The sequence below is a fragment of the Mucilaginibacter sp. P4_D1 genome, from assembly GCF_056401935.1.
This window is the reverse complement of record NZ_JBFUIJ010000080.1, coordinates 1-16,007: the sequence shown is the minus strand read 5'-3', so window position 1 is coordinate 16,007 and position 16,007 is coordinate 1. Positions and strand designations below refer to the sequence as shown.

The 16,007-nt window shown below is 43.3% G+C and carries 20 protein-coding genes; 10 read left to right on the top strand and 10 right to left on the bottom strand.

Annotation, left to right across the window (positions count from 1 at the left end; genetic code table 11):
• A partial coding sequence (locus AC1DV1_RS30380; RefSeq protein WP_477368278.1) for a 6-phosphogluconolactonase occupies positions 1–622 on the bottom strand: 622 nt, incomplete at its 3' end.
• A 540-nt stretch (positions 623–1,162) separates the two neighbouring features.
• Between AC1DV1_RS30380 and AC1DV1_RS30375 the strand changes: the two genes are divergently transcribed.
• Both AC1DV1_RS30375 and AC1DV1_RS30370 read left to right on the top strand, forming a co-directional pair.
• Entirely contained in the window at positions 1,163–1,390 is a 228-nt protein-coding gene (locus AC1DV1_RS30375; RefSeq protein WP_477368275.1) for a UPF0175 family protein, read from the top strand.
• Entirely contained in the window at positions 1,371–1,838 is a 468-nt protein-coding gene (locus tag AC1DV1_RS30370) for a PIN domain-containing protein (protein ID WP_477368271.1), read from the top strand. The genes AC1DV1_RS30375 and AC1DV1_RS30370 overlap by 20 nt, the downstream gene beginning before the upstream one ends.
• An 86-nt stretch (positions 1,839–1,924) precedes the next feature.
• Here AC1DV1_RS30370 and katG read toward each other — a convergent pair whose 3' ends face one another.
• On the bottom strand, positions 1,925–4,168 hold the full coding sequence (gene katG, locus AC1DV1_RS30365) for a catalase/peroxidase HPI (protein WP_477368268.1): 2,244 nt from the start codon (positions 4,166–4,168) through the stop codon (positions 1,925–1,927).
• A gap of 293 nt (positions 4,169–4,461) precedes the next feature.
• On the opposite strand from katG, the gene cysC reads away from it, so the two are divergent.
• From cysC to AC1DV1_RS30350, 3 genes are all read left to right on the top strand, one after another.
• Positions 4,462–5,013: an adenylyl-sulfate kinase gene (cysC, locus tag AC1DV1_RS30360; RefSeq protein ID WP_477368265.1), complete on the top strand. Its 552-nt coding sequence runs from the start codon at positions 4,462–4,464 to the stop codon at positions 5,011–5,013.
• 35 nt (positions 5,014–5,048) lie between these two features.
• Complete coding sequence (locus tag AC1DV1_RS30355; protein ID WP_477368262.1) at positions 5,049–5,879, top strand: sulfotransferase; 831 nt, start codon at positions 5,049–5,051, stop codon at positions 5,877–5,879.
• Between the two features lie 367 nt (positions 5,880–6,246).
• The gene (locus AC1DV1_RS30350) at positions 6,247–9,096 is read left to right on the top strand and encodes a DNA gyrase/topoisomerase IV subunit A (protein ID WP_477368259.1); all 2,850 of its coding nucleotides are present in this window, start codon (positions 6,247–6,249) and stop codon (positions 9,094–9,096) included.
• Between the two features lie 55 nt (positions 9,097–9,151).
• On the opposite strand, the gene AC1DV1_RS30345 is transcribed toward AC1DV1_RS30350, so the two are convergent.
• Both AC1DV1_RS30345 and AC1DV1_RS30340 read right to left on the bottom strand, forming a co-directional pair.
• A complete protein-coding gene (locus AC1DV1_RS30345; protein WP_477368256.1) occupies positions 9,152–9,469 on the bottom strand; it encodes a hypothetical protein in 318 nt (105 codons plus the stop codon).
• Positions 9,469–9,591: a hypothetical protein gene (locus AC1DV1_RS30340; RefSeq protein ID WP_477368253.1), complete on the bottom strand. Its 123-nt coding sequence runs from the start codon at positions 9,589–9,591 to the stop codon at positions 9,469–9,471. Before AC1DV1_RS30340 ends, AC1DV1_RS30345 begins: the two co-directional genes overlap by 1 nt.
• A gap of 200 nt (positions 9,592–9,791) precedes the next feature.
• On the opposite strand from AC1DV1_RS30340, the gene AC1DV1_RS30335 reads away from it, so the two are divergent.
• The 3 genes from AC1DV1_RS30335 to AC1DV1_RS30325 all read left to right on the top strand — a co-directional run bounded on the left by AC1DV1_RS30335 (position 9,792) and on the right by AC1DV1_RS30325 (position 11,515).
• Positions 9,792–10,175: a TraR/DksA family transcriptional regulator gene (locus tag AC1DV1_RS30335; protein ID WP_090645387.1), complete on the top strand. Its 384-nt coding sequence runs from the start codon at positions 9,792–9,794 to the stop codon at positions 10,173–10,175.
• A 348-nt stretch (positions 10,176–10,523) separates the two neighbouring features.
• Positions 10,524–11,048, top strand: coding sequence for a hypothetical protein (locus AC1DV1_RS30330; protein WP_477368250.1), 525 nt, complete (start codon positions 10,524–10,526; stop codon positions 11,046–11,048).
• A gap of 101 nt (positions 11,049–11,149) precedes the next feature.
• A complete protein-coding gene (locus AC1DV1_RS30325; RefSeq protein WP_477368247.1) occupies positions 11,150–11,515 on the top strand; it encodes a DUF1304 domain-containing protein in 366 nt (121 codons plus the stop codon).
• 19 nt (positions 11,516–11,534) lie between these two features.
• Here AC1DV1_RS30325 and AC1DV1_RS30320 read toward each other — a convergent pair whose 3' ends face one another.
• The 4 genes from AC1DV1_RS30320 to AC1DV1_RS30305 are packed head-to-tail and all read right to left on the bottom strand — an operon-like array spanning position 11,535 to position 13,219.
• Positions 11,535–11,849, bottom strand: coding sequence for an antibiotic biosynthesis monooxygenase family protein (locus tag AC1DV1_RS30320; protein ID WP_477368244.1), 315 nt, complete (start codon positions 11,847–11,849; stop codon positions 11,535–11,537).
• Between the two features lie 17 nt (positions 11,850–11,866).
• A complete protein-coding gene (locus AC1DV1_RS30315; RefSeq protein WP_477368241.1) occupies positions 11,867–12,091 on the bottom strand; it encodes a hypothetical protein in 225 nt (74 codons plus the stop codon).
• A gap of 2 nt (positions 12,092–12,093) precedes the next feature.
• On the bottom strand, positions 12,094–12,738 hold the full coding sequence (locus tag AC1DV1_RS30310) for an NAD(P)-dependent oxidoreductase (RefSeq protein ID WP_477368238.1): 645 nt from the start codon (positions 12,736–12,738) through the stop codon (positions 12,094–12,096).
• 7 nt (positions 12,739–12,745) lie between these two features.
• The gene (locus AC1DV1_RS30305; protein ID WP_477368235.1) at positions 12,746–13,219 is read right to left on the bottom strand and encodes a hypothetical protein; all 474 of its coding nucleotides are present in this window, start codon (positions 13,217–13,219) and stop codon (positions 12,746–12,748) included.
• A 97-nt stretch (positions 13,220–13,316) separates the two neighbouring features.
• Between AC1DV1_RS30305 and AC1DV1_RS30300 the strand changes: the two genes are divergently transcribed.
• Positions 13,317–13,949, top strand: a complete 633-nt coding sequence (locus tag AC1DV1_RS30300; protein WP_477368232.1) for a MarR family winged helix-turn-helix transcriptional regulator — start codon at positions 13,317–13,319, stop codon at positions 13,947–13,949.
• A 55-nt stretch (positions 13,950–14,004) separates the two neighbouring features.
• Here AC1DV1_RS30300 and AC1DV1_RS30295 read toward each other — a convergent pair whose 3' ends face one another.
• Positions 14,005–14,562, bottom strand: coding sequence for a DoxX family membrane protein (locus AC1DV1_RS30295; protein WP_477368229.1), 558 nt, complete (start codon positions 14,560–14,562; stop codon positions 14,005–14,007).
• Positions 14,563–14,781: 219 nt separating this feature from the next.
• Here AC1DV1_RS30295 and AC1DV1_RS30290 point away from each other — a divergent pair, with 219 nt between their 5' ends.
• The gene (locus AC1DV1_RS30290) at positions 14,782–15,357 is read left to right on the top strand and encodes a thioredoxin family protein (protein ID WP_477368225.1); all 576 of its coding nucleotides are present in this window, start codon (positions 14,782–14,784) and stop codon (positions 15,355–15,357) included.
• 327 nt (positions 15,358–15,684) lie between these two features.
• Here the strand turns inward: AC1DV1_RS30290 and AC1DV1_RS30285 are convergent.
• Positions 15,685–16,007 (bottom strand): putative nucleotidyltransferase substrate binding domain-containing protein (locus AC1DV1_RS30285; RefSeq protein ID WP_477368221.1); only part of this gene is annotated, 323 nt, incomplete at its 5' end.

Below are 16,007 nucleotides of genomic sequence, written 5' to 3'. Positions count from 1 at the left end.
AAATAGTACCAATCCCCATGGTAATGGCTTTGGTAGGCACATTGGCTTTACCACCAAAATCGCGGGCGGCATCACTGCGGGTAAGGTCATCCAGGGTAACCAAACGGGTACCCGAATTTGGCGCCGAACCCGGTTCGTTAAAACCGATGTGGCCGGTACGGCCGATACCTAATATCTGTAAATCCAGGCCGCCTAATTCTTCAATCTGTTTTTCATAATCCAGGCAGAAGGTTACCACGTCTTCTTTATCCAAAGTACCATCGGGGATATGCACATTGGCCTTATCAATATCAACATGGCTGAAAAGATTTTCATACATGAAAGTAACATAGCTTTGGGCTGCATCGGGTTTCATCGGATAATACTCATCCAAATTAAAGGTGATGACATCTTTAAACGACAAGCCTTCTTCCTTGTGCAAGCGTACCAGTTCGGCATAAACACGGATGGGGGTAACACCTGTTGCCAGGCCAAGCACTGCCTGCTCGCCTTTTGCCTGTTTATCGCGGATAAGTTTGGCTATCCTGCCTGCTACGGCAATGGATGCCTCCTGCTGGTTGCCATAAACGCTTACCGGCAGCTTCTCGTACCGGGTCTCTTCCAATAAATTTAATCGGGCCATAATTTTCTAAAGAACCTTTGTTATATATATGTTGAATTAAAAAAAGCGTATTAAAAAAAATCCCCGCCGAAACGAGGATTTTATCAAACCAATTAACAAAACTGTTTTAACCTCACCGACATAAGGCTAAAAAGAATTCTATTTAATAACAAGTTGTGCATTACTGGTACAAACATAATAAAACTTATTTTCAATAAAAAGAACTTTTTAAATTATTTTAATAAGTTATTTTTATGTTGCCTGTAGGTTAATATAAAACAAGAAAAGAGCTCCTGATGGGCAGGAACTCTGATCTAACCAATTATAAAACATAAATATGAGAAGAGAAGAGATGCAGGGGATGGGGTCGAACCATCCGCTTGCTGCCAGCCAGCGCCTGCGTTGTAGCTATTAAAAGCACCCTTTTATAAACTATCTGCCGCAAATATATAATTAATTCTATATTGTCTATGTATTTAGTAGAATAAAATAAGAATTTTTTTAATTCCATAACTGGTACAGTGTTTTTGCCTTTATTTTTTAAATCACTATCTTTATATCATGACTACAATGACATTACAGGTTCCCGATGCCCTTGAAAAAGAACATGACGAAACCGTACGGTTCCTTGCTGCCAAGTTGTATGAATCGGGTAAATTAACTTTAGGCCAGGCGGCAGAAATGTGCGGTATGCAGAAATGGGATTATGCCGAGATTTTGGTGAATTATGGTGTGCATTTTTTTGACGCAAGTGCAGCGGATGCTATAAATGATGCCAAAGGGATATAGCGTAATTATTACTGATACAAGTTGCTTTAGTTTATTGCAAAAGTTGGATGCGCTCGATTTGTTACATCAGCTATTCCCGGTTGTAATAACAACGCCTCAAATAGCCAGCGAGTTTAGATATCCCTTACCCGATTGGGTTATTATTAGGCCGGTGGCTAATGTTGCTCTGCAAAATGAATTCCTAAATTTTGTGGATTATGGAGAAGCAAGTGCAATAGCTTTGGCATCCGAAATAACCTTCGATTTTTTAATTATTGATGATGGCCATGCCCGGAAGTTTGCGGAAAAGCTTGGAATGCTAGTTAAAGGAACCATTGGCTTATTGGTAATCGCAAAAAGTAAAGGCCTTATTCCTGCATTGAGGCCTTATTTTGAACAAATACAGCAAACCAATTTTAGGATAGCAAAATCACTGATCGATTCTGTTTTGCGGGAGGCTGGCGAATAATAAAATTACCAATTTTCAAGTGCTAACAAAAAAGGTGGCCTTATCACCGGCCACCTCTCTATACGCTAACTAATATAAAGCTACAATCAAACCAAATCAAACCGGTCCAGGTTCATAACCTTAGCCCATGCGGCGATAAAATCTTTAACAAACTTTTCTCCACCGTCTGCACAGGCATAAACTTCGGCAATGGCCCTAAGTTCGGAGTTAGAACCGAAGATGAGGTCGACACGGGTACCGGTCCATTTAATTTCTCCTGTAGCCCTGTCCGATCCGGTGAACACCAGGCCGGCATCTGATGTCGGTTTCCATGTTGTCGATAAATCAAGCAGGTTTACAAAAAAATCGTTGGTAAGTGTTTCCGGGCGTTTGGTTAACACGCCATGCTGCGATCCGTTAAAATTAGTACCTAATACGCGCATCCCACCAATTAAAGCCGTTAGTTCCGGCGCGGTTAATGTAAGCAGCTGTGCTTTATCAATCAGCATTGCTTCAGCGGCGCTGGAATGCTGAGGATTAAAATAGTTACGGAAACCATCGGCACCGGGTTCAAGGTATTCAAATGATTCTACGTCGGTTTGTTCTTGTGATGCATCGGCCCGGCCCGGCGTAAAAGGAACGTTGATATCAAAACCAGCATTTTTAGCCGCTTTCTCGATACCTGCGGATCCGGCTAAAACAATCAGGTCGGCAATAGAAACGCTTTTACCATTGGTTTGAGCGTTGTTGAAATCATGTTGGATACCTTCAAGCGCTGATAAAACATGTGCCAGCTGAGTAGGGTTATTTACTTCCCAATCCTTTTGTGGGGCAAGGCGAACACGTGCACCGTTGGCACCACCACGCTTATCAGAACCGCGGAATGTTGATGCCGATGCCCATGCGGTTGATACCAGGTGTGACACAGGCAATCCCGAATCAAGAATTTTGCCTTTCAACGCAGCTATGTCACTATCATCAATTAGCTGATGGGTAACTGCAGGGATAGGGTCCTGCCATATCAATACTTCGGCAGGTACATCCGGGCCAAGGTAACGGGTACGCGGACCCATATCGCGGTGAGTAAGCTTAAACCAGGCGCGCGAAAACGCATCGGCAAACTCGCCGGGGTTTTCGTAAAAATGCCTTGAAACTTTCTCGTATGCAGGGTCAACTTTTAAAGCGATATCTGATGTAAGCATAAATGGCGCGTGGCGTTTTGCCGGGTCATGCGCATCGGGTATTAAACCCGCGCCTGCATCGTCTTTAGGTTTCCATTGGTGTGCACCGCCGGAGCCTTTGGTTAACTCCCATTCGTAACCAAACAGGTTTTCAAAATAGTTGTTGCTCCATTGCGTAGGTGTGGTGGTCCATGCTCCCTCTAAACCGCTGGTAATCGTGTAGCTTGCATTACCGCTGCCAAAACTGTTTTTCCAGCCAAGTCCCTGCTCTTCAATAGCAGCGCCTGCGGGTTCTTTGCCTACGTATTGGCCCGGATCGGCAGCGCCATGCGTTTTGCCAAAGGTATGGCCGCCGGCTATAAGGGCAACTGTTTCTTCGTCATTCATCGCCATACGGCCAAAAGTTTCGCGAATGTCGCGTGCAGATGCAAGCGGATCGGGGTTTCCATTAGGGCCTTCGGGGTTTACATAAATTAAACCCATTTGTACGGCAGCAAGCGGGTTTTCCAGTTCGCGATCGGCTGTATAGCGGGCGTCGCCCAGCCATTCTTTTTCAGATCCCCAGTAAACATCCTCGGCCGGTTCCCAAACATCGGCACGGCCGCCGCCAAAACCAAAAGGTTTTAACCCCATCGACTCGAGGGCACAGTTGCCGGTAAGTATCATCAGATCGGCCCATGACAATTTTTTGCCATATTTTTGTTTTATCGGCCAAAGTAGTAAGCGTGCTTTGTCCAAATTAGCATTATCGGGCCAGCTGTTGAGCGGTGCAAAGCGCTGGGTGCCAAAACCTGCACCGCCACGCCCGTCAGAAACCCGGTATGTACCGGCGCTGTGCCAGGCCATGCGGATAAAGAAGGGACCATAATGGCCATAATCGGCCGGCCACCAATCCTGCGATGTAGTCATCAACTCAAAAATATCTTGTTTAACAGCATCCAGGTCCAGGCTTTTAAATTCTTCGGCATAATTGAATGCCTCGCCCATCGGGTTTGAAAGGAGCGAATTTTGGCGAAGAATGTTCAGTTTTAGCTGGTTAGGCCACCAGTCGCGGTTCCTGGTTCCGCTACCGGCGCTTTGCTTTAGGGCTCCGTTTAAAAACGGGCATTTGGCTGCAGCGCTGGGGCTGTTAACATCGCTTAGTTTGCTGTTATCTGCGTGGTTTTCCATAATTAATAGGTTGTATAAGTTTATGTTTAAAATTAAGAAAATCTAATTTGAGATATCTACTTAACGTTCATAAATAAGTAATCTTTTCTGCAAACAGCGATAGTATGCCTAACTGGTATGGCAACTGCGCCCCTGTCGCCGTCTCTTTGTTTTACAGCTTCGTCGATAAAAAAGTGCTCTATGTCGATGCACGCTTTGGTAGCTGCAATTTAAGCTGAAAATTTACCGTTAACCAGGTAATTAATTAAAGGTTTAAACATCAGCCTGTTTTACGTTTAACAAACTATTAATTTATGATCATACTACTTTGTGGCCTGTCGGGTGCCGGGAAAACAACCCTCGCCAAAAAAATGAAGGAAAATCTTAACCGGGTGGAAATCCAAACGGAGGTAATAGATGCCGATGAATACCGACAGCAATTATTCCCTGATCTTAAATATTCAAGGGAAGACCGCTTTGAAAATATAAGGCGGTTGGGTTTTATAGCCAGCAAGTTTAGCAACCAGGGCATAGTTACCGTCATTAGCGCCATAATGCCCTATGAGGCCATGCGGAGCCAACTGATTAACGACTACGATGATGTTAAAGTAGTTCATATTGACTGCCCATTGCCCATTTTAAAAGCAAGAGATACCAAAGGACTTTATCACAAAGCGCAACTGCCTGCCGGCCACCCGGAAAGGGTAGGCAATTTAACAGGCGTGAATGATCCGTTTGAAGCACCGGCAACGCCTCACCTGTATATTAACACCTATGCCCATGACATTACAGAATGTACGGTGATGCTGCTGGCTTTTATACAGCAAGAGCGTCATTTATTAAACCGGCAGTACATCGCCTGTTAAATATCTTAAAAATATAAACTCATAAATTAATACTCATGCAACATCAAACTTTAATCATCACCGGGATGCACCGTTCCGGAACGTCGTTGATAACAAACTGGCTTAACCGCTGTGGATTGCAAATTGGCGAAAGCCTGGTAGCCGCCGGCAATGGCAATGTTGAGGGGCATTTTGAGGATGTAGAATTTTTGAAGTTGCATGAGGAGATTTTAAATAACAACAGCCTTGATATATCGGGGCTGGTAGATGCCAAAAAGATAGAACTATCGGCTTACCAACTGGCCAAATTGCAAGGCGTTATCAATATAAAACAGCAGCTGTATGAACAATGGGGGTGGAAAGATCCGCGTACCTGCCTGTTCCTGGATACTTACAGTAAGCTGCTACCCGAAGCCAAATACCTGGTAATCATGCGCGATTACAATGCTGTTATCAGTTCGCTTATAAAACGGGAGTTTGCAAACGTCGACAAAAAATATAAGGGTCGTAATTATCTCCAACAGCTGATTTGGAAGTATTGGCGCCGTAGCCGCCGGGAAGAAAGCTTTTATATGGAGCATGCCGAAACCTATTTAAAGGTGTGGATAAACTATAATGAACAGATACTAAAGACCTTAAAAAAGTTACCGGCGGATGATTACCTGGTTATCAACTACGAACTATTGCTGGAGAAAGACGAGCAGGTTATTGATTTTTTAAAAACCAAATGGAAGTTTAATTTAAACTACTTTGATTTTGGCCAGGTTTACAAAAACAGTTTAATGAGTGCACCGCACGATATGGAGCGTTTTATACAAACCAAAACCTTACTGGTAAAGGCGCAATATCTTCAGTTGCGTATAGGCCATTATGTTAGGTTGGGGTAGGTTATTGATGTGCAGGTGTGCAGATTTCAGATGTGCAGATGATTGGTCTGAACTCGGATTAAGCAGATTCTTCAGATTTTTTTGATTTGATTTGCAGGAGGCCGAATGGTCAAAATTTCTAAAATCTGTGTAATCTGAAGAATCTGTTTAATTCTGGTTCAGTCAAATCACTAACAACAAAAAATTCGTGAAATTCGAATCAATTCGCACCATTCGTGTTAAAAAAATCATCCGCACATCTGAAATCTGCATATCAGTATTTGACAATAATTTTCAAATTTTCAAATCCTCAAATTTTCAAATTATCTCCAACCTGCACATCAGCATTATTTTTTATCTTTACCCATCCAAAAGTTTTTAGCGAATAATGAGTGAAGATCTGAATCAAAACGAGATACCTGACAATAACGACGACAAATTACATAACGTTACCTCACTCGACGGGTTATACGAAAACTGGTTTCTTGATTATGCCTCTTACGTTATCCTTGACCGTGCCGTACCACACATTAATGATGGTTTAAAACCTGTACAGCGCCGTATCCTGCACTCCTTAAAAGAAATGGACGACGGGCGTTTTAATAAGGCCGCCAACGTAATAGGTAATACCATGAAGTATCACCCCCACGGTGATGCATCCATAGGTGATGCCATGGTACAAATAGGGCAAAAAAACCTGCTGATTGACTGCCAGGGCAACTGGGGCGATCCGGTTACGGGTGATTCGGCAGCGGCTCCGCGTTATATCGAGGCCCGCTTATCCAAATTTGCGTTGGATGTGGTTTTTAATGCCGATACCACTATTTGGCAGGCCAGCTATGATGGCCGTAATAAAGAACCTATTACCCTGCCCGTAAAATTCCCCCTGCTGCTTGCCCAGGGTGCCGAAGGTATAGCGGTAGGTTTGGCTACCAAAATATTACCGCATAATTTTATCGAGCTGATTGATGCATCAATAGCCGCCCTTAAAGGGGTGAGGCCTAATTTGCTGCCCGATTTCCCTACCGGGGGTATGGCCGATGCATCTGCTTATAACGAGGGCCAGCGCGGCGGCAAGGTAAGGGTACGCGCCCGCATTGCCGAGAAAGACAAAAAGACACTTGTTATATCCGAAATTCCGTTTAGTACCACCACCGGTGGCCTGATGGAAAGTATTGTGAATGCCAACGAAAAAGGCAAGATCAAGATTAAGAAGATTGAAGATAATACATCAAGGGATGTAGAAATTGTGGTGCACCTTGCGCCTGGTATATCCCCCGACGTAACAATCGATGCGTTATATGCATTTACCGACTGCGAGGTATCTATATCGCCCAATACCTGCGTTATCCAATCAGATAAGCCGCGCTTTATGAGCGTGAACGATATGCTTACCGAAAGCACGTTTTTTACAAAAGAGCTATTAAAACAGGAACTGGAGATAAGGCTGAAGGAATTGATGGAGAAGATCTTCTTCAGCTCATTGCTTAAAATATTTATACAGGAGGGGATGTACAAACACCCCGACTATGAAACATCGGGTAATTTTGAAACGGTGCTGGAGGTATTGAACCGATTGTTCGAGCCGTTCTTCCCGCAGTTTTACCGTACCATAGTAGCCGAGGATTACAAAAAGCTGATAGATAAACCTATGAGCAGCATCACCCGCTTTGACGTTAAAAAAGCGGATGAGCAGATGAAGGCCCTGGAAAACGAAATAAAGCAGGTAAAACATCACCTGAAACACCTAACCGATTATACCATTGCCTGGTTTGAAAAGCTGCGCGAAAAGTACGGGAAAGACAGGGGACGTAAAACCGAACTGCGCACCTTCGATAAAGTAGAAGCAGCACAGGTGGCATTGGCCAATATAAAATTGTACGTTAATAAAACCGATGGCTTTGTGGGCTCGGGCCTTAAAAAGGATGACGCGGTTGAGTACGTTGGCGATTGCTCGGATATCGACGAGATCATCGTTTTCCGTGCCGATGGCCGCTGCCTGATCACGAAAGTGCAGGATAAGGTTTTTGTGGGTAAAGATATCATTCACGTAGCCGTATTTAAAAAGAACGACGAGCGTACCGTGTATAACATGATATATAAAGATGGCGAAAGCGGCATTGCGTATATCAAACGTTTCTCGGTAGTAGGGGTAACCCGCGATAAGGAATACGACCTTACCAAGGGCACAAAGGGCACCAAAGTGCTGTACTTTACAGCCAACTCCAACGGCGAGGCCGAAATAGTGAATGTGCAGCTTAAACCACATTCAAAACTTAAGAAACTGCAGTTTGATGAGGATTTTGCTTCGATAGCCATAAAAGGCCGCGGATCGATGGGGAATATCATTACCAAGTACCCGGTTAAAAAGATAGTGCTGAAATCGAAGGGGATATCAACCCTGGCCGGCAGAAAAATTTGGTATGATGAGATCCTGAAACGCCTTAACGCCGATGGGCGGGGGAAATACCTGGGCGAGTTTGATGGCGACGACCGGATCCTGAATGTACTAAGTACGGGCGTGTATGAGCTTACTAATTTCGATCTGAACAATCATTTTGATGATAAAATGATCCTGATTGAAAAATATGATCCTAAAAAGGTTTTCTCGGTAATTCACCTGGATGGGAAATCTAAAAACTATATGGTTAAACGCTTCGTGTTTGAAACCATAGCTATAGGCAAACAGGTAAGCATCATCAGCGATGAGCCGGGATCAAAACTGCTTTACATCGCCAAAGCAAACCAATTGGTAAAAGTTGTACAGCTAAAAGGTAAAGAGCAAACGCCCGAAACCATTGATGTAAACCTTGCCGACCTGATAGATGTAAAAGGTATGAAAGCCATGGGCAACCGCCTGTCGCAATTACCCATCAAATCTGTCGAGCTGATAGCTACTGAGGATGTTGCAGAAGAGCCCGTTGAAGATGAAGATAACGAAGCAGAAGAATCGGGTGAAACAAACATTGAGACTGATGAAACCGAACCGGAAACGGAACAGGTAAAACCGGAAGCACCGGCAACGAAATCGGCCCCAAAACAGGTTGAATCTCCGAAAGAAGAATCACCCAAAACAGAATCGGCAAAATCACCGGAACCTGAAGCTGGCGAAGCCTCAAATGAATCATCGGATTCGCCTGCAAAACCGGCGCAAACTCAAACCAAGAAAATTGATTTCGAGATTACCAACCCGGATGATATTGATATAGACGATAAAGGCCAGTTAGGGCTATTTTAAATTATTTAAGCCACTGGTTGAATTTGCAACCGGTGGCTTTTTTAACAGTACTTTTTTACATCTTCCTTGTAGCCACATACGCCACCAGGTATTGCGGTTCGGCTTTAGGRCCCGCCTTAAGTACACCTTGTTCTGCACCGGCAATTACCTGGTTTAACCGGGTAGCTACAAGTCCTGGAACGGTGGCAAGTACATCAGGTGCAAGCAAGGCCGATATTACAGGGTAGTATTTCTTTTCGATAGCTGCTTTTTGTTTATCGGCGGCTATGCTTACGTTCCACAACTCGTCTTTAGCAAACCCGTACTCGCTGGCGCAATTGGTTAGTTCATATAAAAAATCCCTGGCCTGGGCCTCGGCAGACTTGGCGGCCATTATTTAGCTTTTTTATTGGGTACTATAATGTCCAGCTTGGCTTTGCTGGTTTTACCAGCCTGGTAATCAGACGGGGCTTTTTTACCTACCGGATTCGGCATGCTTTTTTTGTCTTTGCTCATGGTAGTATGGGTTTTATAACCTGCCGGATGTATTTCTGGCTGTGTGTAGTAATCAAAGATGAACTAATAAAACGATGTTTGTGCTATGTTAAAATAATAATTAAATAATTAAACCATCTTTACTTTTTGATTAAAAAATAACAAAACTTATTCGTGGTTGATGTGTTGTTTGGTTCAATAATAAAAGGTAAACTGCACTCATGAACGCTGAACAAGAAAAAACAAGATATAACGAAACCGAACTACTGGAATTTAAAACACTGATACAGGGAAAAATCAAATCGGCCCGTGAAGAACTGCTCGATCTGACCTCTTCCATCAGTAACCCCAATGCCAATGGTACCGATGATACGGCCAGTTCGCATAACACTTTAGAGGATGGCTCGGCAACGCTGGAGAAAGAATCTATCAACCAACTGGCATCGCGCCAAAAGAAATTTATCGACCAGCTGGAAGCAGCGCTGGTGCGCATAGAGAACCGTACTTACGGCATTTGTCGCGAAACGGGCAAACTTATCCAGCGCGAACGTTTATTGGCTGTACCCCACACTACACTGAGCATGGCGGCTAAGCTGAAACAATAAGTTGTACTAAGTTATTTGAAAAACCAAAGCCCGGATGGATAAACATTCGGGCTTTATTTTTTGATATAAATTCGCGYGTTTGGTATCCATATAATTTCGGGTGTTTATTGAAATCAAATATTTTGACATCATTCCGGAATTGCCATATATTTATCAGCTAATAAATCATTATCACAATACCCGCTTAATAGTTTGCCTTAACGCATAAGCGGATCCTAACCTTACCCGATGAAAAAATGGTCAATAATTATCATATGCTTTTCCTGTTTATTTTTAGGCGCTATTTGGTATATCGAATTCAAATATAAATTAGAATCGCTTGATTGGTTACTAACCAAATTGGCAGGTATGGCTGTTATATTTATCGCTTTGGTTTTTGTCGTGATCAGTCAAAAAGAATCAAAATGGAGTAAAATTTTAAGGATATGTACTTTATTACTTTCGATGGGGCCTTCAACTTATAAAGAAATTTCCCGATACAACAATAATGTCCAGTTAGATAAGTTTGGCAGGGTGTTTAACCCAACGAGGCGGCGGTTGGGCGTACCCGACATCCCAATTGATTGGTATATAAAATATAAAGGCAACAGGTTTGTAGAATGGCAGGCGAAGGATACAACGATTGGGCACCAATCTAAAGAGATTTATATTGATTCAGTTTATAATGTTGATTTTGAAGATGATCGCTATAAACTTAAATCAATTGACAGCGTATCCAGGAGTATCTCTATTACCAGTCAATACGCGCGTGGTAAAGCCAAAGACTCCATTTTTTATTATTTTAACCCGGGTGATAGCACCCGGTTAATTTCCAGGCAACAGGCTGATAGTATTTTTGCAGCGGAAAAAATTAAAAGAGATTATCAGCACTAAAATATTAAAGTACCAGGCTTATGGCGTCGAAAGCACAATTGACTATGTTTTAATATTAAGCGATATTTAGCGTAGTTTTATACAATTAGCCTGATACCATCATGAAAATTATAGCATCGATATTAATAGCCCTGGTTGCCATTGAACACATTTATATTTTATGGATAGAAATGTTTGCCTGGACAACCAAAGGCCGCGCAACTTTTAAAACGTTCCCTGCCGAGTTGTTTGAGCCCACCAAAAATCTTGCAGCCAACCAGGGGCTTTATAATGGCTTTTTGGYCGCCGGGCTGATATGGGCGCTACTCATTGGCGATGCCGTATGGGCCAAAAATGTGGCCATGTTTTTTTTAGGCTGTGTGGTTGTAGCAGGCTTGTATGGCGGCTTTACGGCTGGCAAAGCTATTTTTATTAAGCAAATGCTGCCTGCCGCCATAGCATTGTGCGCGGTATTGGTATGGATGTAGGTTAACCTCGCCTCGCTGCCTAATTACTAAACCTGTTATATTGCCCGCGCTCCATCCTGATATACAGGCGCTGCAGCATGGCCGGTAAGTTGAACCCTTGTTGCTGATATTCGGCCTGCACCAATTCTTTCGCGTTTTTTAGCGCTTCTTCACTGGCCCATACGGCTATGGTTACGCAAATAAAGTTGCCCTCATCGTCGGTACGTTCATAAGCCTCATCTTTAATAAAACCGGGAAGTTGTTTGATAAATGAACGATTGATATGCATGCGTTCGGTAAATTCCGCCTTTGCGTTTTGGGGCATTATGAAGCGGTCGATAAATATTTGTTCCATTTGATTTGTGTTATTAATTATGTTAAAAGAGTACAGGAATAACCCTGCCTGTTCATGATATGGATAACCTGCGGCAGGTTAATTTCCTGCTGCGCCGATTCAATACGCAGTATCCGGTCGCAATCCTCCAGGTCGAAATTGATGCGGCAGTGGGGCAAATGTTGCAATAGCAGGCTAATCAGCGTGGCAGCTTCGCATCCCTGCATTACATCGGTTTTAAATATTTCAACCTGGGTATTCATGCTCAATAAGCTATCTCTACGGTTGCCCGGTAAATTTCCTGGTTAACAAGGTTGTTTACCATATAATGGCCTACATCCGCACGCGATACCTGGAGGCAATTTTTTAAAAACCGGTTTACAGCGGTGCGATAATTACCCGTTAAAGGTTTGTCGGTTAGCTGTGGCGGGCGGATAATTGTCCAGTCGGTGCTGCTTTCTTTTACGATAGCTTCCATCCGATGCAGGTCGGCATACATATGTTTAAGTAGCTTTTGAATTACATACCGGGCAACCAGGCGCACATACCAGGGAATCACGGGGCTTATTTCCAGCGCCGAAGCCGAGATACAAATGATGCGCTTAACACCATGTTGCTCCATTGCTTTTAAAAGGTTAGCGTTGCCCTGTGAGTAAAGGGCGGTAGGCTTATCGCTAAATAAACCACCGCTTACACCTAATGCCGATAGCACAATTTGCTTGCCTTTCATTTCAGCTGTAAAACTTTCAGGTCGCATGATGTCGCCCTGTATAATATTAAGATTGGGATGCATTAGCTGCAAGTTAGCCGGATTACGTACCAGCGCGGTAACCCGGTGGCCGGCCTGTAAAGCCTGCTCCACCGCCTGGCGGCCAATGCCGCCATTTGCGCCTGCAATAAATATGTTCATGGTCATATCAGTTAAATTTAAAAACGCTTAAAAAAATAATCAGCAAAAACAGCAGCAGCTGCAGCATGTGAAAGGCTTTGATGTTGCTTTTGATACGGGCAACTTCGGTTGTAAATACCAATTCGCCAGCTTCCAGTAACTTGCGAAGCTTTAAGCTCTGCCGACGCCCTATGAGCAGGCTATTGAGAATTACCAGGACCACCAGTGCAAACTTGATCCTGAACCAGAGCTGCTCGCCAAAAACGCCGTGGGTTACGGCCATCATGCCTATGCCGCTTGTGATGAGCACGGCAGCGCCAATACCGGCTACACGTGGCAGCCTGGCCATCATGTTCAATAATGCATCAGGCCGGTTGCCCTGGTTGGCAAACTTCCAAAACGATGAGTAAGCCAGGTAATCAACCAATGTGGTACCGGCCATTAATACTAATGCTGTTAAATGCAGCACCAGGAAAGTGGGTAAAAGATAACTGATTTGCATATTTTAAACTTTTTGGTAGTAAATAATATACAATATTATACCATATGGTAGTATGTAACAAATAACTTTTGTCATTTTTTTATAATTTTGCTTCCAAATGGTAGTAAATCAAACAGTAGAATTGGTGAAGCGCTGGGGCGCTTACGAAGCGCAGCATCCCGGGGCCAGTATTGAAGACTTTTGCCGGTACCATCTGGCCCAAAATGTTAAGCCCGAAAGCTACGGCACGCCAAAAGGCGACCTACGGCCCGACCTGAACGGCCAACTGGTGATCCTGTTGCGCCGGATTGGTAAATTCCATATCGCTTATTCAAACAAAGCGCTTGAGGGTACCGGGCTTGACCAGATGGAAGAATTTGGGATACTGGTAACTATTTATAACCAAAAGAACCCTATAAAATCAGAAGCTATATACAATAACATTATGGAATTATCCAGCGGCAGTAATATGCTGATCAGGCTAAAAAAACGGGGTTTGGTGAGCGAGTACGACGATGAACAGGATAAACGGGTAAAACGCCTTAAACTAACCGCCAAAGGCGAGGCCACTTTATTAACTGCCAAAGAAGTTGTGCTGAAGGTAGCCCGAATGATGGTTAATGAACTGACCGACGAGCAAAAGCGGTTATGCATCCAGCTGCTTAGCCCGATTGACCGCCGTTTCTCCGGCCTGTTTCAAAAACAGCGTAATAAGTCGTTTGATGATATTTACCTTGAAAATATCAGGTAAGCCGTTTTTATCTATTGGAAGCGTTTTGGCGAAGTGTCTGTGATAAGTCTTGGTTTTAAACCAGTTCTGTTTCCCTGGCCTTTTTGCGGTATTCTGCGTTTAGCTTTTGTGGGGCCGGCAAGGCGGCTTTTTCATATTGCGTAGTTATGAGACTGCCTTTTGCCGCCGCGCCAATTACAATGGCGGCCGATACCAGCACAATATTTTTAATAATGTATTGACCCAGCAAAGTGGGTATAAATACAGATGCGCCAAAGGTTTCATGAGGGAAGAAAAATAAAGGTAAAAACGTACCTGCCATTTGAAAATACAACAATAACAGTGTAAGGCGCAACCATTTTTTAAATACCAGTCCAAAGCCAATAGTACACTCCCACATGGCCAGTAATGGTAACGAAATTTGAGGTTTAACCAACCCAAATGTTAGTGTGTAAATAGTTTTGCCGGCAATGCCCTCGGCTGGGCTTACTCCCGGAAAAAATTTAAGCAAGCCGAACCATATAAATATCAAGCCTAATGATATCCGTAAAATGTTTAAACCATTTTGAGCTTTCCACGCTGCCAACTTCTTTTCCTGCGATATGATCAAACTAATTACCCGGTTATTTCTCATTATTATTTAAAGCCTCATTAACGCCTTTACTGGAATGCTGTGGCTAAAGATGCAAATAAACAGTCAATAAACTAAATGGAAAGCAAGTCGATTTAAATGAGTTTTACAGATCCTTTTTAAGTAAAGTTTTAACAACTGTCTTTAATGAGCTGTCGTATCTGATGAAAAATGGGATATGTTATTTAACTTAGCTTTATTGGCTTTTTTAACTATCACCTTATGGACTTTATAGCCTATCAGCAGCTTTTTCAGGATATTTTAACGGATACCCATTCCCGGTTTCCTTATGATGACCCGCATTACCTGAATTATACCCGGCTAAATTGGTCGAGGCAGGAGCGGTGGCTGAAGGTGGGTGTGCTGAATGAAGAATTAGTTGAACTGATTACAAGTATCAGCACCAAACAAAACTGGACTATTATTACCGAGCCATGGTGTGGCGATGCATCCCACAGTTTGCCTTTTATTCAGCGGTTATCGGCTTTAAATCCGTTAATAAAAGTTGACTATCAATTAAGGGATAGCGAGCCATTTTTAATAAACAGTTACCTCACCAGGGGCAGTAAATCGATACCCAAACTGATTATTGCCGATGCTGAAAATACAAACCTTGCCGTTTGGGGCCCACGACCAGCCGGTTGCCAGCTGTTGTACGAGCAACTGGTGAAAGACCATGTTGTTATGGAGCAGCAAAAGATAGCTTTGCAACAATGGTACAATGCTGATAAGGGCGTGAGTTTGCAGCAGGAATTGGTTGTTATTTTTAAGGAGATACTGGGCAGTGGAAAAATATAGCGAAATTCTGAAGGTGGGATTGACAACGATTTAATCCCCAATGTGATGCCGAGCTTGTTTCGGCAACCCATATGCTAAGTATACTTCATGCGGGTCACCTGTCCTGTGGGGGGCCGAAACAAGTTCGGGACGACTTCCGTTTTTCAACTTGTCATGGGTAGCGATAAAATTTCGCAGAATTCTGAAGGATGAATGACGTCGTGAAAATGGCTGTCATGGTGAGCTCGTCGAACCATAGCGGGCAAAGGCCCCTCCGCGCGAGCCTTTGACAGGCTCAAACTGACAGGACTGTTCACTTCACAAATACAATACGCCTTGAATAGAAAATTAACTCAATAACCCGCCCGTAAATGACACCTTGATCTTTGATTGAAAGTTTTCAATGATCTTGAAAATCTCTTTTAATGTAACCCGTTCAATTTTTGATAGTTGCGAGATATCGATATAGTTATCGGGTTCGGTATGGTCCTGGATGATTTGTTCGGTTTGTTTTTTTAGCCGCAGGTTCATCAGGAAGTAGTAGGATTGAATCAGCTCGTGATATTCCGATTCAGAGAAAACTCCTTTTGTCTTCAACGCTTTCAGGCGTTCGCCGGTATTTACTTCAAAAACGCGGTTTTTAAGGGCGTAAACCCGTACCAGGTCAACAA